This is a genomic window from Pseudomonas putida (assembly GCF_050989985.1).
Classification (GTDB): Bacteria; Pseudomonadota; Gammaproteobacteria; order Pseudomonadales; family Pseudomonadaceae; genus Aquipseudomonas; species Aquipseudomonas putida_AI.
Genome location: NZ_CP158815.1, coordinates 619,319 through 638,547 on the forward strand (window position 1 = coordinate 619,319; position 19,229 = coordinate 638,547).

Consider the following 19,229-nt stretch of genomic DNA (forward strand, 5'->3'; position numbering starts at 1 on the left):
TACAAAAAAGCCCCGATCACTCTTGAAGTGACCGGGGCTTTTTCATGGGCCTGAGTCAGGCTCTATCACGCTCCAGAAGCGGTTTGAGGTAATAGCCGGTATGAGACTGCTTCATCTCGGCGACTTCCTCAGGTGTGCCGACCGCGATGATCTGGCCACCTTTGGAGCCACCTTCCGGCCCAAGGTCCACCAGCCAGTCGGCGGTCTTGATCACGTCCAGGTTGTGCTCGATCACCACCACTGTGTTGCCGTGGTCGCGCAATCGATGCAACACGTCGAGCAATTGCTGGATATCCGCGAAGTGCAGGCCGGTTGTCGGTTCGTCGAGGATATACAGGGTCTTGCCGGTATCGCGCTTGGACAGCTCGCGGGACAGCTTGACCCGTTGAGCCTCGCCTCCGGACAGTGTGGTCGCCGATTGCCCCAGCTTGATGTAGGACAGGCCGACGTCCATCAGCGTCTGTAGCTTGCGCGCCAGGGCCGGTACAGCATCGAAGAATTCCCGGGCTTCCTCGATGGTCATCTCGAGGGTCTCGTGAATGTTCTTGCCTTTATATTTGATCTCCAGCGTCTCGCGGTTGTAGCGCTTGCTCTTGCAGACATCGCACGGCACATAGATGTCCGGCAGGAAGTGCATCTCCACCTTGATCAGGCCATCGCCCTGGCAGGCTTCGCAGCGCCCGCCCTTCACGTTGAAGGAGAAGCGACCAGGACCATAACCGCGAGAGCGGGACTCCGGAACGCCGGCGAACAGTTCGCGGATCGGCGTGAAAAGCCCGGTGTAAGTCGCCGGGTTGGAGCGCGGCGTGCGCCCGATCGGGCTTTGGTCGATATCGACGACTTTATCCAGATGCTCCAGGCCCTTGATGCTGTCATGAGGGGCCGCTTCGAGAGTCGTTGCACCGTTCAGCGCTGTGGCGCTCAAGGGGAAAAGCGTGTTGTTGATCAGCGTCGACTTGCCCGAGCCGGATACGCCGGTCACGCAGGTCAGCAGACCGATCGGGATATCCAGATCGACGTTGCGCAAGTTGTTGCCACGGGCGCCCTTGAGCGACAGCGACAGCTTCTTGTTCCGTGGTGTGCGCTTGGCCGGAACTTCGATTTTCACCCGGCCCGACAGGTACTTGCCGGTCAGCGAATCCGGATGCGACATCACCTCGTCCGGGGTGCCCTGCGCGACGATATTGCCGCCGTGGACGCCAGCCCCAGGACCGATGTCCACTACATAGTCGGCCAGGCGAATGGCGTCCTCGTCGTGCTCGACCACGATCACCGTGTTACCGATGTCGCGCAGGTGCTTCAGGGTGCCCAGCAGCCGGTCGTTATCACGCTGATGCAGGCCAATCGAAGGCTCGTCAAGGATGTACAGGACGCCGACAAGGCCAGCGCCGATCTGGCTGGCCAGGCGAATACGCTGGGCTTCACCGCCCGACAGCGTATCCGCGCTGCGGTCCAGGGAGAGATAGTCGAGGCCGACGTTGACCAGGAACTGCAGGCGCTCGCGGATTTCCTTGAGGATCTTGTCGGCAATCTCGCCACGACGGCCGGTAAGAGACAGCCCGCCGAAATAATCGCAGGCATCGCCGATTGGCAGATTGGTCACGGCCGGCAGGTTTTTCTCGCCCACCCAGACATGCCGCGCCTCACGCCGTAGACGGGTGCCTCGGCAGTCCGGGCAGGATTGGGTGCTGAGGAACTTGGCCAGTTCTTCGCGCACCGAAGCCGATTCGGTTTCGCGATAGCGACGTTCCAGGTTCGGCACGATGCCTTCGAACGGGTGCGAGCGTTTGACGATGTCGCCGCGATCGTTCAGGTATTTGAAGTCGACGTTCTGCGAGCCGGTGCCGTGCAGAATCTGCTTCTGCTGATCGGCCGGCAGTTCACCGAACGGCACTTCCAGGCTGAATTTGAAGTGGGAAGCCAGCGACCCGAGCATCTGGAAGTAATAGACGTTGCGCCGGTCCCAGCCGCGAATCGCGCCTTCGGCCAGTGTGAGTTCACCGTTGACCAGTCGCTTGATGTCGAAGAACTGCTTTACCCCCAGGCCATCGCAGGTCGGGCAGGCGCCGGCTGGATTGTTGAAGGAAAACAGTTTTGGTTCGAGTTCGCTGATGGCATGGCCGCAGATCGGGCAGGCGAAGCGTGCGGAGAAGATCATCTCTTCGCCCGGCTCGTCGTCCATCGGTGCCACCAGCGCAATCCCGTCCGCCAGCTTCAGCGCGGTCTCGAAGGATTCGGCCAGGCGCTGTTGCAGGTCGGCACGCACCTTGAAACGGTCCACCACGACGTCAATGGTGTGTTTTTTCTGTTTGTCGAGCTTGGGCGCTTCGTCCAGCTCATAGAGCTTGCCGTTGATCCGGGCACGAACGAAACCCTGGGCGCGCAGCTCTTCGAAGACCGACAGGTGTTCGCCTTTGCGCTCACGGATCACCGGGGCCAGCAGCATGAGCTTGCTGCCCTCGGGTTGGGCGAGGACAAGGTCCACCATCTGGCTGACGGTCTGCGCTTCCAGCGGGATGTCGTGGTCCGGGCAACGCGGGATGCCCACGCGCGCATACAGCAGACGCAGGTAGTCGTAGATCTCGGTGATGGTGCCGACCGTCGAGCGCGGGTTATGCGAGGTCGACTTCTGTTCGATGGAGATGGCCGGTGACAGGCCTTCGATGGTGTCGACGTCGGGCTTTTCCATCATCGACAGGAATTGACGGGCGTAGGCTGACAGCGACTCGACGTAGCGGCGCTGGCCTTCGGCGTACAGTGTGTCAAAGGCCAGCGAAGACTTGCCGGAGCCGGACAGGCCGGTGATGACGATCAGCTTGTCCCGTGGCAGGGTCAGGTCGATGTTTTTCAGGTTGTGGGTTCGAGCCCCACGAATCAGGATCTTGTCCAAGGTGGCCTCGCTTGGCGGGCGTCGAAAACGTAGGAGTATACGGCCAAATACTGGATGGATGCACACTATCGAATGATGTCATTACAGCCTTTGATGAAAGGTCTTTCATCTACGCGCGGCAAAGCGTCGCGATATACCCAGCCAATCGATGGGACTGGTAGAATCGCCGCCGGTTCACATGAGGTTTTTCCATGCACGATCCCCACAGCGAACGCATGAGTGGCAGCGAGACCCGCGCGGCGAGTGGTCTGGCCCTGGTGTTCGCCTTCCGTATGCTGGGCATGTTCATGGTGTTGCCGGTACTGGCGACCTATGGCATGGACCTGGCGGGAGCGACCCCGGCCCTTATCGGGCTGGCGATTGGCGCTTACGGCCTGACCCAGGCGATTTTCCAGATTCCTTTTGGCATCATTTCCGACCGAATCGGCCGGCGCCCGGTGATTTACCTGGGGTTGGTGGTCTTCGCCCTTGGCAGCGTGCTGGCGGCCGGTGCCGATTCGATCTGGGGCGTGATCGCCGGTCGCATCCTGCAAGGCGCCGGGGCGATTTCCGCCGCGGTCATGGCCTTGCTGTCGGATCTGACCCGTGAGCAGCATCGGACCAAGGCCATGGCCATGATCGGCATGACGATCGGTCTGTCGTTCGCCGTGGCGATGGTAGTGGGTCCTTTGCTGACCCGAGCTTTCGGCCTGTCCGGACTGTTCATCGCCACAGGCGGCATGGCGTTGTTCGGCATCGTGATCGTTATGTTCATGGTGCCGCGCTCCACGGGCCCCTTGCAGCACCGTGAGTCCGGCGTCGCGCGCCAGGCATTGATGCCGACGCTCAAGCACCCGGACCTGTTGCGCCTGGACCTGGGCATCTTTGTGTTGCACGCGATGCTGATGTCTAGCTTCGTCGCCCTGCCGCTGGCGCTGGTCGAAAAGGCGGGGCTGCCAAAGGAGCAGCACTGGTGGGTGTACCTGACCGCGTTGCTGATTTCCTTCTTCGCCATGATCCCGTTCATTATCTACGGCGAGAAGAAACGCAAAATGAAACGAGTTTTGCTCGGCGCCGTCATGACGCTGATGTTCACTGAGCTATTCTTCTGGCAGTTCGGCGACAGCTTGCGGGCTCTGGTGATCGGTACGGTGGTGTTCTTCACCGCGTTCAATCTTCTGGAGGCTTCTCTGCCGTCGCTGATCAGCAAGGTTTCACCGGCTGGCGGCAAGGGCACGGCGATGGGGGTCTATTCCACCAGTCAGTTCCTCGGATCGGCATTGGGCGGGATACTCGGCGGCTGGTTGTTCCAGCACGGCGGTTTGTCGGTTGTGTTCCTGGGATGCGCCGGTCTGGCTGCCCTCTGGCTGGCCTTTGCTGTTACCATGCGTGAACCTCCCTACGTGACAAGCCTGCGCTTGCCGTTGTCGCCCGAGGCGATCCGCGAAGCGGGTCTGGTAGAGCGCCTGAAGGCCGTCGTAGGGGTAACAGATGCGGTGATCGTCGCGGATGAAGCGGCGATTTACATCAAATTGGACACCGAACTATTGGATCGCACCACCCTGGAAAACCTGGTGAACAACCCGGCCGGGGCAGCGTGCGTAGCCTAGGAGAACGTAATGGCCCGTGGGGTTAACAAAGTCATATTGGTAGGCACTTGCGGCCAGGATCCTGAAGTTCGTTACCTGCCGAACGGCAACGCCGTGACCAACCTGAGTCTGGCGACCAGCGAACAATGGACCGACAAGCAAACCGGTCAGAAAGTCGAAAAGACCGAATGGCACCGTGTATCGATGTTCGGCAAAGTGGCGGAAATCGCCGGTGAATACCTGCGTAAAGGCTCGCAAGTCTACATCGAAGGCAAGCTGCAGACCCGCGAGTGGGAAAAAGACGGCATCAAGCGTTACACCACCGAAATCGTGGTCGACATGCAAGGCACCATGCAATTGCTGGGCGGCCGTCCACAACAGGGCGACCAACAAGGCGGTGGCAACAACTACCAGCAATCCGCGCCACGCCAGCAGGCTCCTCGCCCGCAGCAGTCAGCACCGCAGCAGCGTCCAGCGCCACAACAGGCCGCTCCGCAGCCAGCTCCGGATTTCGACAGCTTTGATGACGATATCCCGTTCTAAGCAAACGCTTGGAACAAAACAAAGCCCGGCATTCCCAAAAGGATGCCGGGCTTTTTGTTGTCTGTGATTTTCAGTCGAGGATCAGGTGCGGCAAGAACCGGCTCGAATCCTTGGTGATCAGACTGTTGTCTTCCCGTACACCGATGCCCGCCGCCTGGTCGCCGATGACCCAGGAGCCAATCAGCGTATAGCTGTCGTCGAACTTCGGAAGCGGCGCGAATTCCTGCAGGATGAATGGCGCATCCGTGTAGGGCCCATCCTCTTTCACGATCAGGCCGTCAGCGGTTTGCAACTCGATGTTGGCGCCTTCCCGGGAGAAGAACGGTTTGCGCACCCAGCCTTTGGGCACCGTTTTGCCGGGTTCAGTATCCAGGTGGGCCGCCAGCAGGTTCGGGTGGCCTTTATTGAATTCCCACAGCAGCGGCAGGATGCCTTTGTTGGAAATGATCGACTTCCACGCAGGCTCGAAAAACTGCGTGTCACTCTGGGCAATTGCTGCGCCAAAGGGTTCGTGGAAGATGAACTCCCAGGCATGCAGCTTGAACAGGTGAGGAATCCAGCGATCTTCCAGGTCAACGAAACGCCCGTCACGGGTGAGCCCAATGTCTTCGAGATCGATGTGCCGTGATTCGATGCCGACCTTTTCTGCGATCAGGCGCAGGTAGTCGGTGGTGCCTTTGTCTTCGACCGAGCCTTTCATCGACGCGAAGTAGAACGGCTGCTTGAGCTGAAGTTGGGCGAAGGCCTGATGCAGTTTGGTGTCGATGCTGTTGAACTGATCGGCATCCCTGGGCAGCAAGCCGCGTTCGATGCATTGTTCCAGCCAGCCCCATTGAAAAGCGGCGGCCTCATACAGGCTGGTGGGGGTGTCGTAGTTCAGCTCCAGCAGCTTGGCGGGGCCGGTGCCGTTGTAGGAAAAATCCATGCGCCCGTACAGATGCGGATGGCCTTCGAGCCATGACGTGCGTATCAGGTCGTAGAACGGTGCGGGGATGCTCAGACGCTCCAGCAGCTCTTCGCTCTGGACCACGCGGGCCACCAGATCCATGCACATTTCATGAAGCTCGGTGGTCGGGTCTTCGAGATCGTTTTCGATCTGCTTGAGGCTGAACTGGTAATACGCGCTTTCGTCCCAGTAGGGTTCATCGTCGATGGTATGGAACAGAAAGCCGAGGCTCTCGGCGGTCTTTTTCCAGTCATGCCGCTGTGCGCAGTGGATTTTCTTCATGGCCCGGCTTCCTTAACTGCTCGATCCGCCGCCCCAGCCGCTGCGGGCACTGGCTTTGCTGCCGAAGCCGCCACGGGAGGTAGAGGAGGCCACTGATATCGGTTTGCTGGACGAGCGGGGGCTCGAGGTGCTGTAGCCGCTACCGTATTTCGCCTGGTTGGACCGGGTGAAAGTCGTGCCCTTGGCAATCCGCTGGCTGAGTGTCGAAGAACCGTAACTGCCGCGATCATCGCGATAGCGATACACCGGCTCGGAGTAGTAGCTGTTGCGGTTGTTGCTCAGCATGTTGCCGATCAGCAGGCCGGTCAGCAGGCTGCCGGTGGAGAACCCCGAGCCGCCATTGTTGGCTTCGGATGCAGGCAGCTGTGCCCGCGCAGCGTCAACCTGGGATTGAGTGATCTGGCCGTCCGCCGTCAGCTCAAAGCCGCCCAGCCTTGGGACGAACTTGCCGGCCGAGTCCTGTTGGCACCAGTCGGCAACGAAGTCGGCGTCGCAATCGGCCTGGCTGTCGTACACCGGGGCGATGCGGCGATGCTCTGCCAGGGCGGTCATGTAGGCGTCGGAGCACACGTCCACCGGGAGTTTTTCATCGGCGCACTGCTGAACGGACTGGAAGTTGTACTTCTTCTGTACCGAGTAGGTTTTTTCCGTTGGCCCGCAGCCTGATATCGCCATGGCGACCGACGCGGCCAGCGAAAGCTGTACGTACTTGCTTCGTTTCATCCGGATCTCCGCGCGGTCAGTTCTGGGAAGGGGTCATGCACGCGGCGTTCAACATGCCGACGCTGATGGCCACTGCCGCCACATAGATACCCGCCGCGATTTCACCTTTTTGAATACGTTCGGACGCGCCCTTGAGCACCAGGCTGGTCAGCAGAAACGCCAGCAACTGGACGAAAGCGGCGATCACTGCCCAAACCACGAAGTCGAGGATGCTGATCGAGTAGGCGATGACATTGCTGGCCGGAATGGCGAACCCGATGATCGCGCCACCGAGGGCGATTGCCGCGGCGACGTTGCCCGAGCGGATCAGTTCGAATTCCTTGTGGGGCGTGATTCGGGTGTAGATGAACTGGAACAGCGCGAACAACACGGCGGCGCCTGCAAGGTACGAAACAAAACCGAGCACGGCGGCTTTGTTCAGCGAAATGGAGAGTGCTTCGAGCATGGATAACGTCCTGTTTAAAAAATAGTCAGATCGGTGGTGTACAGCGAGATGCCCTGCGATGTGCTCAGACTGATGGTGCCTTCCGCATCTTCTTCAACGGAAAACAGCAGGAACTCCCGGCGATTGGTCAGGCCTGTTTCGCGGGCGTAAAGCATCGAGTGGTGCTCGATGCGGTAGGTCTCATTCTGGTTGCTCAGGTTTTCGCTCAACGCCACCAATTCCGTCTGGCCTGCCTCCGTGCCCCATTCGCGGGTGTACACGACGCCGTCGTGGGTGTAGGTCGGCAAGCCGATCAGGCTGTCGGGACCGGCCAGTTGTCGCAGCTGCGCTTCACTGTTGATGGTGATGTAGTCGAGGTAATTGAACAGGATCACCGACTCGATCTGGCCTGCGATATCGCCGGTGGTGTGCACCTGCAGCCAATGGTCTTCGTCGTTCAGGTAATAGCGTGACAGCCAGGTCGATTGACCGAGTTCAATGGTGCCGGCGCTCCAGATCTGCTGGGACTCGGGGATAGCCACGGTGGTTTTGCCGTCGAGCAGCAGTTTCAGGGTCGAATCGAACAGCACGCCCTTGCCGAACGCCAGGCCCAGCGGGCCGGTGAGCGCTTCATTGAAGGGCACGCTGTCGTTGGCGATCCACTTGGAGTTCGAGTTCGGGGACTCAAGCCCCATAAACTTTTTAAACCATCCCATTGAAACCTTCCTTGAGGGGGGAGGCGATGCAGGCGCGTTCCCTCGAATCGGCAAAATAAAAGAAGGGCAATCAATGCCCTTCCCGTTGTGCGGTTGCCAGTTAATTTACTCGGCTGATTGTTTTTTCAGGCGCTCGAGAATGGCGTTGGCGCTGCCGGCGTCCGGGGTGATGCCGGCCTCGCGCAGTTTGCGTTCCAGATCGTTGCCGCTCGAAGCATCGGCCAGTTCATCCTGGGCACTCAGCTCAGCCGCGCGCTGCTGTTGCTTGGCTTGCAGGCGATTGAGGGTACCGACCGCGGTTTCCAGCTTGCCGTTGGCGCCGCCACTGGCGATCGAAGCGCTGACCTGGGCTTTCTGCACGCTTTCGCGGGCCTTGGCCATGTCCACTTGCTGGCGCAGGCTCTTGATCCGCGCTTCTGCCTTGTTGATGTCCTTGCGCATGTTGTCTGCGTAGGTGCCGAACTCGGTGGCCTGCTTTTGCTCGGCATCCAGATCATTGGTCAGCGTCGAAATTGCCTCGGCCACTTCCAGGGCCAGGTCTTCGCGGTTGGCCTGGATCGCGGCCAATGCCTTGGATTCCAGGTCCTTGATCTTGGCGTTGTACTCGCTCACGCGATCGGCCGAGAGTTTGTGTTTGGCCATGATGGTCACCAGCTCGCGCCGGGCATTGGCCAGGGCGCTGTCGGCGTCGCGGATTTCCTGGTCGAGAATGCGCAGGGCCTGCTGGTCGACGATGGCTTCGCCGACTTCGCTGGCGCCGCCGCGCAATGCGGTGAACAACTTGCTCCAGATGGACTGAGTCATTGGATATTCCCTGTTTGCGAATGGCTTGGAAGAGGATTACTTGAAGAAGTGTTCGAAGGCTTCGCTGGCGCGATGCACGTTGTCCACCAGGGTTTTGATCTCGGTGACCACGTTGGTCAGGCTCGAGTCGGAGCTCAGTGCGCCGAACATGTTGTAGACGGTCTGCCCGTTCGGCATGGATTCGATACCGATCGAGGACAGCGGGAACAGCTCCCGGCTGCGCAGCACGGCATCATTGAAGGCGCGCACGTCGCTGATCGATTCGATGTCGATCAGTACGGTGTCGACAATGATCTGCTCGCCAACCACTGCGACGTAGATCGGCAGGCCGCCAAATTCGTTCATTTCCAGCTTGATGCTGGATTCGGAGCCTTGAACGAGGGTGAGGGTGATTTCTTGCGATACCACTTCGTCCAGAGCCTGAAGGGCGGTGAACAGGCGATCGATGGACCAGTTGTTACCTGCGCTCATGTAATTCTCCGACATGAATGAGCCAGCCAGAATCGGTTGGCGTAGCTGTTGCTCCATTTGCTTGAGCAGGCTTCGATTTTCGGGAAGCACCCAAGCCTCGTGTTTTACATATCCGGCGGCGGCAAGTCCGGCGCGCATCTGCTTCATGTAGAAGCTCGACGGCTTTTTCGTGGACGGTTTCGAGCGCTCTTCCTTGCGACTTGCCGGTTCGTTCCCGGGCCCGGCAGATGCACCTGCTGGAGAGCTGCTTTTCATGGTGCCGACTCCGTTATGAAACTCACGCGTGAAAACACTACAGTCAATTCTTGTCGCTCACAATGGCTCACGCGTGAGATTTTTCAGACGCAAAAAAAGGCCAGTAGCAGGTATCGGGCTACTGGCCTTGCGGGTTTGCGGCGTCGATCAGTGCGCCGGTATGCCTGTGTTTCAGAGGCTGGCGGACAGGAACTCGTCGGTGGATATCACCTTGGCGTAGGCAAAGCCCAGCGCCGACATGAACGCAGCATGCACATGAGCCGCCGGAACGGTCAGGCCATTGAACTCCAGATCGCGAGAGGCACAGGCGTCATGGATCACCGTGACGCTGTAGCCCAGATCGTTGGCGGCCCGGGTGATACCGTCGATGCACATGTGGCTCATGCTACCGGCCACCACCAGTTCCTTGATGCCTTGCTCGTCGAGGATCGACTGCAACTCGGTTTCGCGGAACGAGTTGACGAAGTGCTTGAGCACCACTGGCTCGTTGGCCTGGTTGAGGACTTTGGGGTGCAGTTTTGCGCCTTCGGAGCCCGGGGTGAAGAAGGGGGCGGCGTCGGAAGTGAATTCGTGGCGAATGTGCACCACCGAATCGCCGGCCTCGCGAAAGGCCTTGAGCAGGCGCACGGCGTTGTCTGCGGCGGCATCGGCGCCGGCCAGCGGCCACTTGCCTTGGGGGAAGTAGTCGTTCTGGATATCAACTACGATGAGTGCTTGCTTGGCCATGACTGTTTCCTCGAAGTGCGGTTTGGGTGTGGAATGAAGTATTGGCGCTGGCGCGCTTGGCGGGGATTGGCCGCACCGACAATAGAAGGGGGAAAACTGACAATGGATGCACAAAGGGCAATCGTCGAACTGGGCGTGTTGATCTATCCCGGCGCCCAGATGGCGGCGGTGCATGGTTTGACCGACCTGTTCGGGGTGGCCAACCGGATCGCCGCCGAGCACCAGACGGCGCAACTGCCGTTACTGCGCGTCAGCCATTGGCGGGTCGATGGCGACCAGGCCCCGGTACGGGTGTATGACAGCCACGGCAGTGCGGACGGTGCATTGGTGGCGGTGTTGATCCCGCCGTCGATTGCCGGGTTCAGCGAAGGCCAGGCACCCCGGGCTTTGCTTGACTGGCTTCGGCAGCAGCACGCCAATGGCGCGACCCTGGGCGGTGTGTGCGTAGGTTCGCTGCTGTTGGCCGAAAGCGGTTTGCTCGACGGTCGTAGCGCCACGACCCACTGGACCTCGGCCAAATCCTTCGCCGAGCGTTACCCGGCAATCAAGCTCAAGGCCGATACACCCATCGTCGATGACGGCGACCTGATTACCACCGCCGGGCTGATGGCCTGGTCGGAACTCGGCCTGCGCATGGTCGATCGCCTGCTGGGCCCGAGCATCGCCACCGGCACCGCGCGTTTCCTGGTGGTGGAGCACAGCGACAGCGCCAGTGAATGCGGCAGCAACTTCGCGCCGATCCTCAGCCATGGCGACGCCTCGATTCTCAAAGCGCAGCACTGGCTGCAAAGCACCGGTGCCACCGATGTGTCGCTGACGGCGATGGCCGAGCGCGCGGGGCTGGAGGAGCGCACGTTCCTGCGACGCTTCCGCGCGGCCACCGGGCTCAAGCCCACGGAGTATTGCCAGCACCTGCGAGTGGGCAAGGCGCGGGAGATGCTCGAATTCACCAACGGCACCATCGATCACATTGCCTGGACCGTGGGCTATCAGGACCCGGGGGCGTTTCGTTCGACGTTCAAGAAAATCACCGGGCTGGCGCCGAGTGATTACCGGTCGCGGTTTGGGGTCACTCCAACGGCAGCGACCCGCTAGACGCCACACCCTCAATCCCCTGTGGGAGCGAGCCTGCTCGCGATTGCGCCAGCACATTCAATGCGATTTGCCTGATGTACCGCCATCGCGAGCAGGCTCGCTCCTACAAGTCGTGCAAATTGCCTGATATCTGAACGCCCTCGTGCAGAATCAAACAGGCCTCATGCCATCACTGCTCACCCAACCGCCTGATTTGAAAAGCCTCTGCCTGCCCCTCCGATTGGCCTGATCCCTGCACCCCTTCAACCACATTCATCCAGCACCGATTGAAGGGGGACGCATGACCCCAACAAACTCCAGAAAGCTGGTGGTCGCCCATTCCGTGCGCCCCGATGCGCCGCAGCATGAAGTGCAGACCAACCGCGCGCTGGCCAAATGGCTGGCGCAGATTCTCGGGCTCAAGTTTGGCGGCAGTCATGACCCGCAGCAGCATCGCGGCAAGGACCTGTACGTGCTGCCCACCCAGACCCTGGTGGGCGCTGCCGCCGCCCGGGAGTTGGCGGTCAAGGGCCCGGAGGATCTGTGGGGCGGCTACGTCGAACATGACTTCATCTGCACCAAGGCCATCACCCATGGCCTGTTGAATTGGCAGGCCCATGCGCCACCCGGCTGGGCACCGCTGTTTTCCGAACGGGTGCGCGGTGTCGTACTCGATGGCCTCAGCGTGTTTTCCCTGGAGGATGCGCGGCCCGCCGCGGAGCATCTGCTCTATAACGGCCCGATCCGCCTCAAGCCGATTCACGCCTGCGCCGGGCGCGGCCAGGAAGTGATCGACAGTCTCGACCGTTTCGACGAAATCCTCGCCCGGCCCGAAGCCAGAAAACTGTTCACCGAAGGCGTCGTGCTCGAGCAGGACCTGGACCGCGTCGTCACCCACAGCGTCGGTCAGAGCTTCTTCGGCAACAAAGTGCTGAGTTACTGCGGTGACCAATACCTGACCCAGGATGCCGAGGGCGAAGAGGTGTATGGCGGCTCGAATCTGTTAGTGGTGCAGGGTGGCTATGACAATTTACTGAAGCTCGATCTTGCCGATGACGTGCGTCTGGCAATCCAGCAGGCGCAAGTCTTCGACGGCGCCGCGGATGAAGCCTATCCGGTTTTCTTTGCCTCTCGGCGCAACTACGACATCGCCCAGGGCATCGACTGCAACGGCAAACAACGCAGCGGCGTGCTCGAACAATCCTGGCGCATGGGCGGGGCCAGCAGCGCCGAAGTGGCAGCCTTGCAGAGTTTCGTCAACGACCCGCAGATGCGCGCGATTCGGGTGTCCAGCGTGGAGACCTATACCGATCAGCCGCTGCCGGTGGACGCCATCGAGGTGTACCGGGGACCTGCGGAGAACAGTGAATTCCTACTCAAGTATGTGACGGTCAAACCCTATGACGGCTAGAAGCGAAAGCATTCAAATCGACATTGATGACGAACAGATGAGCGGGACCTTTCTCAGTCCCAAATCGAAAGTCCCCGGTGTGCTGTTCGTGCACGGCTGGGGTGGTAGCCAGGAGCGGGACCTGGAACGGGCCAAGGGCATCGCCGGCCTGGGCTGTGTGTGCCTGACCTTCGACCTGCGTGGCCACACCGGCGGCACCGGCATTCCGCTGAGCCGGGTGACTCGCGAAGATAATCTGCGCGACCTGCTGGCGGCCTACGATCGCCTGCTCGCGCATCCGGCGCTGGATACGTCGGCGATTGCCGTGGTGGGCACCAGCTACGGCGGTTACCTGGCCTCAATCCTCACGTCGCTGCGCCCGGTGCGCTGGCTCGCGTTGAGGGTGCCGGCGCTGTACCGCGACGATAAATGGCACACGCCCAAACGCGATCTGGACAAGCTCGATTTGCGTGATTACCGCAGCACGCTGGTTCGCGCCGACAGCAATCGGGCGCTGCATGCCTGTTCGCAATTCACCGGGGACGTGTTGCTGGTCGAGTCCGAAACCGATGACTACGTGCCCCACGCGACCATCATGAGTTACCGCGCCGCATGCCAGCAGACTCACTCGCTGACGCATCGCATCATCGACGGTGCCGACCACGCCCTGAGCGACCCGGTTTCACAACAGGCCTACACCTCGATCCTCGTGGACTGGATCACGGAAATGGTGGTGGGGGAGCGGTTGAGCATTATTCAGTCCAAGTGATTGGTGGTGGTTTTTCGGACGCCATCGCGGGCAAGCCTTGCTCCCACAGGAGATCGACACAAGTCCTGTGGGAGCAAGGCTTGCCCGCGATGGCGGTATCCCAGACACCAAACATCACTTGGGCTTTTTGGCAATCCGCAACGACTTGGCCTTGGCCTCCACCACCAGGTACATCACCAGGGTGATCAGCAGCGGCAGCAGGAAATAGATCGCCCGATAAGCCAGCAACCCCGCCACCAGGCTGCCGCGCGATACCTCGTGTTGCAGCAAGGCCACGAACACCGCTTCCAGCACTCCGAGCCCGGCCGGTATGTGGGTGATGACCCCGGCGATGGCGCTGATCAACAACACACCCAGCACCAGCGGGTAATCGAGTTTGCTCGGCAGCAGCGTGAAGATCACCGCTGCCATCAGCGACCAGTTCAGGGCCCCGAGAGCCAGTTGCAGGATCGCCATGTGCAGCGACGGCAGGTTGATTTCCACGCCGCGAATGGCCCACTCCCGCCGCTTGGAAAAGCGGCACGCCGCCAGATACCCCGCACTCACCAGCAGCAACAACACACCGACCCCTTGCAGCGCGTCGCTGCTCAGCTTCCAGCCCGGCGGCATGCGTACCAGCCCGCTGCTGAAGATCGCACCGGCAATCACCATGTAGCCGAACCAGTTGGTGGCCAGGCTCAGGCCGAGGATTTTCGCGATGTTGCTCTTGCTCACACCGAGCCGCGAATACAGTCGATAGCGCATGGCAATGCCGCCGACCCAGGCGCTCAGGTTGAGGTTGAAGGCGTAGCTGATGATCCCCACCGGCAGGATCTGTTTCCACGTCAGGTCCTGGCGGATGTAGGTGCGGCCAATCAGGTCGAAACAGGCGTAGACCAGAAAACTCGTCAGGGTCAGCCCGGCGGCGATGAACAGCGTCCGGTGCTTGAACTCTGTCAGCGTCTGCAACACTTCCGCCCATTCGATGCGCGAGGCGAACATCGTCAGCAGTACGATCAGTGCCAGGAAAAACAGCATCGTCAGCGGTCGTTTCCAGCGGCTCAAACGCGACTTGGCCGGGTGCGCGACGTGGGGCGTCGCGTGTGCGTCAGTGTGGCTCATGATGATCGCTCCCGGTCGGTGAGGCGTACGCTTTCAGGCGTGGTTTATGCGCCGGCAGCCAGCCGGCCCATGCCGGGAAGTGGCGCAGGAAGTGGAACACCAGAAAACCCATGGTCATGTGCCAGATTCGCCCGCGCGGAGCCTTGTCCACCGACATCAGTTTGCAGTGGTTGTCGGTGAGTTCTTCGAGCCGCTCGAACAGGTCACGATTGAACGCATGGTCACGGATCAGCACGTTGGCCTCAAGGTTCATCGACAGGCTCAACGGATCGAGATTGCTGGAGCCCACCGTGCTCCAGTCTTCGTCCACCAGCGCGACCTTGCCGTGCAGCGGGCGATCGCAATATTCGTAGATCTTCACCCCGGCCCTGAGCAGGTAGTCGTAGGTCATGCGCGCCGCGAGTTTGGCCACCAGCATGTCGGGCTGGCCTTGCAGAATCAGACGCACATCGACACCCCGCCGGGCAGCGTTGCGGATCTCGCGCAGCAGTCGGTAACCGGGGAAAAAGTAGGCGTTGGCGATCACCACGCGCCGTTGCGCGGTGCGCAAGACATGGCGGTAGATCTCCTCGATGTCGGTCGAATGCTCGTTGTTATCGCGGTACACCAACCGCACCTGACCATCATGATCATTGATCACCAGTTCCGAGCGCCGCTGACGGCGCCGTTGCCACCAGTATTTGGCGCGAGCGGGACGACCGCATTGCAGCAGGGCGAAGTGATGGATGTCGGCGACCGCCGGGCCCTGGACTTCCACCGAATAGTCCTGCTTGGCCTCGGGGCCGAAGTCGGCCAGATGATCGCCGGAAAAGTTGATTCCGCCGATGAAGGCGATGGCCCCGTCCACGACCACGATCTTGCGGTGCAGGCGGCGGAACCAGTTGGTACGGATGCCCAGGCGCCTGGGGGCCGGGTCGAACATCTGCAAATGCACGCCGGCACCGCTCAGGGCCGTGAGATAGCCGGTGCTCAGTTCGCCGCAGCCGAATCCGTCGAAGCTGGCGGTGACGCGCACGCCGCGTTGCGCCGCGTCGATCAGCACGGTTTTCAGCTCTTCGCCGACCTTGTCCTCGAACACGATGAAGGTTTCCAGGAGGATCTCGGTCTTGGCCTGGCGCATCGCCTCGAACACCCGCGGGAAATAGGCTTCGCCGTTTTCCAGCAGTTCGACGCGGTTGTTGCCTTGCCAGCGGTACTCGACATCCACTGCCGCAGGCGTATTGGTCGGCGGCGAGGCAATCGATTCCACGGTGGTTTTTTCCATCGGCGAGGTGCTCATAGCTCGATCTCCACCGACAGCGGAGCGTGGTCGGAAAGGTGTGACCAGGGCCTCGTCGTCAGCACCTGTGCAAGGCTGGCCCTGAGGTGGCGCACGTAGATGCGGTCCAGGCGCAACACCGGCAAGCGTGCGGGGAAACTGCGGGCCGGCTTGCCATGTTGCTCGGCGAATACTTCGCGCAAGCCGAGGGGCGTGAGCAGGCGATCGGAGCGCTGGCGCCAGTCGTTGAAATCCCCGGCGACGATGACGGGTGCATCGTCCGGCAGTTCCTTCAGCCGTCGTACCAGCAGCTTGAGTTGCGCGTTGCGATGGGTTTCGCGCAGGCCCAGGTGAACGCAGATCGCGTGTACTTCGGGACCGTCGCCGGGTAGGCGCAGCACGCAATGCAGAAGGCCGCGGTTCTCGTGGCCGCTGATGGAGACATCGAGGTTTTCGTGACGCACGATCTGGAATTTCGACAGCAGCGCATTGCCGTGATCGCCGGCCGGATAGACCGCATTGCGCCCATAGGCGAACTGCGGCCACAGGGTGTCGGCGAGGAATTCGTATTGCGGCATCGCCGGCCAATTGTCGTAACGCTTGGGGTGCTGTTCGTGGGTGCCGTGGACTTCCTGCAAAAACACCACATCGGCCGAGACACTGCGCACCGCTTCACGCAGTTCCGGCAGGATGAAGCGCCGGTTGAGCGCGGTGAAACCCTTGTGGGTATTGACCGTCAGCACCCTGAAGCGATGCACCGTGGTGTCGATGGCCGCTTGCTCGTCGGTGACGCCGACCGGTTCGCGGATGCTCATGGCAGCGCTCCTTCGGTGGCGGGTTCCCCGGGGGTGGTGGCCAGGTTCCGGTGGAGATCAAAACGCTCCAGCAGACGGCGCGCATCGAAGGGCGCGCGGACTTTGACTTCGTTGTCGAAGTAGCAGAACACTTCGCGGGATTTACGTACCCTGGCTTTCTGCCGGGGGGCGATCAGATGCGGATCACTGGGTTGCCGTCCTTGATGCCAGGCCTCGATCCGCTCGGCCCAGTGGTGCAGGGCCTGGGTGGTGTAACCGCTGGCGTAGAGCTCCTCGGCGCCGTGCAGGCGCAGGTAGACGAAGTCGGCGGTGATGTCTTCGCGATACGGCCATTTTCCTGCGGTGTCGGCGATGACCAGCGCGGTGTTGTAGCGTTTGAGCAGGCGGACAAAGGCCGGATCGATGAAGCTGTCGTGGCGGATCTCCACGGCGTGGCGCACAGGTTTTTTCTTGTAGGCGCCAAGGCTTTCATGGCCATTGATGTGCGAGTCGTGCTGACGGGCGAACGCGGCGGCCTGTTCGGTGTCGTCAGGCAGTTGTTCAAGAAAGGACTCGAACAGTTCGGCGTCGAATTTGAAGTTGGGCGGGAACTGCCAGAGGATCGGTCCGAGCTTTTCCCGAAGTTCCAGGACCCCGGAGGCAAAGAAGTTCGCCAGGGGTTTGTGCACGTCGCGCAGGCGTTTGACGTGGGTAATGAAGCGCGGCGCCTTGACGCTGAACACGAAGTGATCCGGGGTTTCGGCATACCACTGGGCATAGCGCGCAGGCCGTTGCAGGGCGTAGAACGATCCGTTGATTTCAATGCTGTTGACCGCCCGCGACGCGAACTGCAACTCGCGTTTGCGGGGCAAACCCTTTGGGTAGAAGTACCCCCGCCAAGGCGTGTAGCGCCAACCTGAAATACCGATATGAATCGCCGCCATGCCGCCTCCCGTCCGAGTGCCCCATTCCTTTGCTGACTGTGGGGTGGAGGCGAAAGTTTCGGTGGGGCTACGGACGGTAAGACTGCTATGGAACACAACAAACCCAATGTGGGAGCGAGCCTGCTCGCGAAAGCGGCGTTTCAGTCACATCAATGTTGAATGTGCTGCCGTCTTCGCGAGCAGGCTCGCTCCCACAGGGATGATCAGTGGCCGACTACGACGCGAGTCGAGCTTTCGGCATACACCGGCCCCAGTCGATCCAGGCGACCACTCCACGCAGTCAACGCCAGCGCCACCAGCACCACCAGCCCGCCAATCCACGCGGTATGGATCAAGCCCATGTGCGCCACGATCAAGCCGCCACCCCAAGCACCACCGGCAATCCCGAGGTTGAACGCGGCGATGTTCAGGCCCGAAGCCACGTCCACTGCACGCGGGGTGTGATGTTCAGCCTGGCGCACTACATACACCTGCAGCCCCGGCACATTACCGAACGCCACGGCGCCCCAGACCAGCACGGTGGCCAGCGCCAGCCATGGATTGCCGGCGGTGAAGGTCAGTGCGAACAGCACGGCGGCGAGCAGGGCGAAGATAATTTTCAGGGCGCTGATCGGGCCGCGCTTGTCGGCCAGTTTGCCGCCCCAGATGTTGCCGACCGCGACCGAGACGCCATACACCAGCAACACCAGGCTGACCGTGCCGGCGCTGAAGCCCGAGAGGTCCTGAAGGATCGGCGCCAGGAAGGTGAAGGCGATGAACGAGCCACCGTAGCCGATGGCGGTCATGGCGTACACCAGCAACAGCCGGGGTTGCTTGAGCACCTGCAATTGCTGCAACAGCGACGCGGGTTTGCTGTGGGCGATGTTTTTCGGCACGTAGAGCAGGCTGCCGATAAAGGCGATCACGCCCAATGCCGACACGGCGAGGAAGGTTTCACGCCAGCCGAAGTGCTGACCGATGAAGGTCCCCAGCGGTACGCCGGTGACCAGCGCCACGGTCAGGCCGGTGAACATGATGGCGATCGCGCTGGCGGCTTTTTCCTTGGGCACTAGACTGGTGGCGATGGTCGAACCGATCGAGAAAAACACCCCGTGGGCCAGGCCGGTCACGATGCGCGCCAGAATCAGCGACTCGTAGCTCGGGGCTTTCCAGGCCAGCAGGTTGCCGAGGGTGAACAGCACCATCAGCGACAACAGCAGCAGTTTTCGCGGGACTTTGCCGGTCAGGGCCGTCAACACCGGGGCGCCGACGGCGACACCCAATGCATACAGGCTGACCAGCAGGCCGGCTGACGGCAGGCTGACCCCGAGGTCGGTGCCGATGGTGGGTAACAGGCCAACGATGACGAACTCGGTCGTCCCGATGGCAAAGGCGCTGAGGGTCAGCGCGAGCAAGGCAATGGGCATGGCTGCAACTCCGGTGGGTTGATTCGATGGAGCGCAGTGTCGGGGTTTGGGTCGTGCGGAAAAATATAGGGATAGGCATTTGATATTTGCGTGGTGGTCAAATATCGCCAGGGCTTTGCAATACCTGTGGCGAGGGAGCTTGCTC

Annotated in this window: 18 protein-coding genes; 5 read left to right on the top strand and 13 right to left on the bottom strand. The window is 61.0% G+C overall.

Annotated elements, in window-relative coordinates:
• Positions 1–55: 55 nt before the first annotated feature.
• Positions 56–2,890 carry an excinuclease ABC subunit UvrA gene (gene uvrA / locus ABTV29_RS02980; RefSeq protein WP_433768761.1) on the bottom strand — a complete coding sequence of 945 codons (2,835 nt, stop codon included), beginning with the start codon at positions 2,888–2,890 and terminating at the stop codon, positions 56–58.
• Positions 2,891–3,081: 191 nt separating this feature from the next.
• Between uvrA and ABTV29_RS02985 the strand changes: the two genes are divergently transcribed.
• Positions 3,082–4,479, top strand: a complete 1,398-nt coding sequence (locus tag ABTV29_RS02985) for an MFS transporter (RefSeq protein ID WP_433768762.1) — start codon at positions 3,082–3,084, stop codon at positions 4,477–4,479.
• Between the two features lie 9 nt (positions 4,480–4,488).
• Positions 4,489–5,001, top strand: a complete 513-nt coding sequence (locus ABTV29_RS02990) for a single-stranded DNA-binding protein (protein ID WP_110965122.1) — start codon at positions 4,489–4,491, stop codon at positions 4,999–5,001.
• 70 nt (positions 5,002–5,071) lie between these two features.
• Here ABTV29_RS02990 and ABTV29_RS02995 read toward each other — a convergent pair whose 3' ends face one another.
• The 7 genes from ABTV29_RS02995 to ABTV29_RS03025 all read right to left on the bottom strand — a co-directional run bounded on the left by ABTV29_RS02995 (position 5,072) and on the right by ABTV29_RS03025 (position 10,348).
• Positions 5,072–6,229 (bottom strand): glutathionylspermidine synthase family protein, encoded by a 1,158-nt coding sequence (locus ABTV29_RS02995; RefSeq protein ID WP_433768763.1) that lies wholly within the window; start codon positions 6,227–6,229, stop codon positions 5,072–5,074.
• A gap of 12 nt (positions 6,230–6,241) precedes the next feature.
• Complete coding sequence (locus tag ABTV29_RS03000) at positions 6,242–6,952, bottom strand: DUF1190 domain-containing protein (RefSeq protein WP_433768764.1); 711 nt, start codon at positions 6,950–6,952, stop codon at positions 6,242–6,244.
• A gap of 16 nt (positions 6,953–6,968) precedes the next feature.
• Positions 6,969–7,397 carry a DUF350 domain-containing protein gene (locus tag ABTV29_RS03005; RefSeq protein WP_433768765.1) on the bottom strand — a complete coding sequence of 143 codons (429 nt, stop codon included), beginning with the start codon at positions 7,395–7,397 and terminating at the stop codon, positions 6,969–6,971.
• 14 nt (positions 7,398–7,411) lie between these two features.
• Positions 7,412–8,092, bottom strand: a complete 681-nt coding sequence (locus ABTV29_RS03010) for a DUF2491 family protein (RefSeq protein ID WP_433768766.1) — start codon at positions 8,090–8,092, stop codon at positions 7,412–7,414.
• Between the two features lie 105 nt (positions 8,093–8,197).
• The gene (locus ABTV29_RS03015) at positions 8,198–8,896 is read right to left on the bottom strand and encodes a PspA/IM30 family protein (RefSeq protein ID WP_433768767.1); all 699 of its coding nucleotides are present in this window, start codon (positions 8,894–8,896) and stop codon (positions 8,198–8,200) included.
• A gap of 36 nt (positions 8,897–8,932) precedes the next feature.
• A complete protein-coding gene (locus ABTV29_RS03020; RefSeq protein ID WP_433768768.1) occupies positions 8,933–9,622 on the bottom strand; it encodes a YjfI family protein in 690 nt (229 codons plus the stop codon).
• A gap of 171 nt (positions 9,623–9,793) precedes the next feature.
• Positions 9,794–10,348, bottom strand: a complete 555-nt coding sequence (locus ABTV29_RS03025) for a cysteine hydrolase family protein (protein ID WP_433768769.1) — start codon at positions 10,346–10,348, stop codon at positions 9,794–9,796.
• A gap of 102 nt (positions 10,349–10,450) precedes the next feature.
• Between ABTV29_RS03025 and ABTV29_RS03030 the strand changes: the two genes are divergently transcribed.
• From ABTV29_RS03030 to ABTV29_RS03040, 3 genes are all read left to right on the top strand, one after another.
• Positions 10,451–11,443, top strand: a complete 993-nt coding sequence (locus tag ABTV29_RS03030; protein WP_433768770.1) for a GlxA family transcriptional regulator — start codon at positions 10,451–10,453, stop codon at positions 11,441–11,443.
• A 280-nt stretch (positions 11,444–11,723) separates the two neighbouring features.
• Entirely contained in the window at positions 11,724–12,833 is a 1,110-nt protein-coding gene (locus ABTV29_RS03035; RefSeq protein WP_433768771.1) for a DUF3182 family protein, read from the top strand.
• Positions 12,823–13,581, top strand: coding sequence for an alpha/beta hydrolase family protein (locus ABTV29_RS03040; protein ID WP_433768772.1), 759 nt, complete (start codon positions 12,823–12,825; stop codon positions 13,579–13,581). Before ABTV29_RS03035 ends, ABTV29_RS03040 begins: the two co-directional genes overlap by 11 nt.
• A 114-nt stretch (positions 13,582–13,695) precedes the next feature.
• Here ABTV29_RS03040 and ABTV29_RS03045 read toward each other — a convergent pair whose 3' ends face one another.
• The 5 genes from ABTV29_RS03045 to ABTV29_RS03065 form a co-directional block, all read right to left on the bottom strand.
• Entirely contained in the window at positions 13,696–14,682 is a 987-nt protein-coding gene (locus ABTV29_RS03045; RefSeq protein ID WP_433768773.1) for a lysylphosphatidylglycerol synthase domain-containing protein, read from the bottom strand.
• Positions 14,669–15,961 (bottom strand): cardiolipin synthase ClsB, encoded by a 1,293-nt coding sequence (gene clsB / locus ABTV29_RS03050; RefSeq protein ID WP_433768774.1) that lies wholly within the window; start codon positions 15,959–15,961, stop codon positions 14,669–14,671. The genes ABTV29_RS03045 and clsB overlap by 14 nt, the downstream gene beginning before the upstream one ends.
• Positions 15,958–16,755: an endonuclease/exonuclease/phosphatase family protein gene (locus tag ABTV29_RS03055; protein ID WP_433768775.1), complete on the bottom strand. Its 798-nt coding sequence runs from the start codon at positions 16,753–16,755 to the stop codon at positions 15,958–15,960. The genes clsB and ABTV29_RS03055 overlap by 4 nt, the downstream gene beginning before the upstream one ends.
• Positions 16,752–17,678 (bottom strand): DUF72 domain-containing protein, encoded by a 927-nt coding sequence (locus ABTV29_RS03060; protein ID WP_433768776.1) that lies wholly within the window; start codon positions 17,676–17,678, stop codon positions 16,752–16,754. Before ABTV29_RS03060 ends, ABTV29_RS03055 begins: the two co-directional genes overlap by 4 nt.
• A gap of 203 nt (positions 17,679–17,881) precedes the next feature.
• Positions 17,882–19,084, bottom strand: coding sequence for an MFS transporter (locus ABTV29_RS03065; protein WP_433768777.1), 1,203 nt, complete (start codon positions 19,082–19,084; stop codon positions 17,882–17,884).
• Positions 19,085–19,229 lie beyond the last annotated feature (145 nt).

What these genes read in the sequence shown, in the direction of transcription:
- ABTV29_RS02985 (WP_433768762.1), top strand. Translation starts at nt 3,082, where the DNA reads ATGCACGATCCCCACAGCGAACGCATGAGTGGCAGCGAGACCCGCGCG.
- ABTV29_RS02990 (WP_110965122.1), top strand. Translation starts at nt 4,489, where the DNA reads ATGGCCCGTGGGGTTAACAAAGTCATATTGGTAGGCACTTGCGGCCAG.
- ABTV29_RS02995 (WP_433768763.1), bottom strand. Translation starts at nt 6,229, where the DNA reads ATGAAGAAAATCCACTGCGCACAGCGGCATGACTGGAAAAAGACCGCC.
- ABTV29_RS03000 (WP_433768764.1), bottom strand. Translation starts at nt 6,952, where the DNA reads ATGAAACGAAGCAAGTACGTACAGCTTTCGCTGGCCGCGTCGGTCGCC.
- ABTV29_RS03005 (WP_433768765.1), bottom strand. Translation starts at nt 7,397, where the DNA reads ATGCTCGAAGCACTCTCCATTTCGCTGAACAAAGCCGCCGTGCTCGGT.
- ABTV29_RS03010 (WP_433768766.1), bottom strand. Translation starts at nt 8,092, where the DNA reads ATGGGATGGTTTAAAAAGTTTATGGGGCTTGAGTCCCCGAACTCGAAC.
- ABTV29_RS03015 (WP_433768767.1), bottom strand. Translation starts at nt 8,896, where the DNA reads ATGACTCAGTCCATCTGGAGCAAGTTGTTCACCGCATTGCGCGGCGGC.
- ABTV29_RS03020 (WP_433768768.1), bottom strand. Translation starts at nt 9,622, where the DNA reads ATGAAAAGCAGCTCTCCAGCAGGTGCATCTGCCGGGCCCGGGAACGAA.
- ABTV29_RS03025 (WP_433768769.1), bottom strand. Translation starts at nt 10,348, where the DNA reads ATGGCCAAGCAAGCACTCATCGTAGTTGATATCCAGAACGACTACTTC.
- ABTV29_RS03030 (WP_433768770.1), top strand. Translation starts at nt 10,451, where the DNA reads ATGGATGCACAAAGGGCAATCGTCGAACTGGGCGTGTTGATCTATCCC.
- ABTV29_RS03035 (WP_433768771.1), top strand. Translation starts at nt 11,724, where the DNA reads ATGACCCCAACAAACTCCAGAAAGCTGGTGGTCGCCCATTCCGTGCGC.
- ABTV29_RS03040 (WP_433768772.1), top strand. Translation starts at nt 12,823, where the DNA reads ATGACGGCTAGAAGCGAAAGCATTCAAATCGACATTGATGACGAACAG.
- ABTV29_RS03045 (WP_433768773.1), bottom strand. Translation starts at nt 14,682, where the DNA reads ATGAGCCACACTGACGCACACGCGACGCCCCACGTCGCGCACCCGGCC.
- clsB (WP_433768774.1), bottom strand. Translation starts at nt 15,961, where the DNA reads ATGAGCACCTCGCCGATGGAAAAAACCACCGTGGAATCGATTGCCTCG.
- ABTV29_RS03055 (WP_433768775.1), bottom strand. Translation starts at nt 16,755, where the DNA reads ATGAGCATCCGCGAACCGGTCGGCGTCACCGACGAGCAAGCGGCCATC.
- ABTV29_RS03060 (WP_433768776.1), bottom strand. Translation starts at nt 17,678, where the DNA reads ATGGCGGCGATTCATATCGGTATTTCAGGTTGGCGCTACACGCCTTGG.
- ABTV29_RS03065 (WP_433768777.1), bottom strand. Translation starts at nt 19,084, where the DNA reads ATGCCCATTGCCTTGCTCGCGCTGACCCTCAGCGCCTTTGCCATCGGG.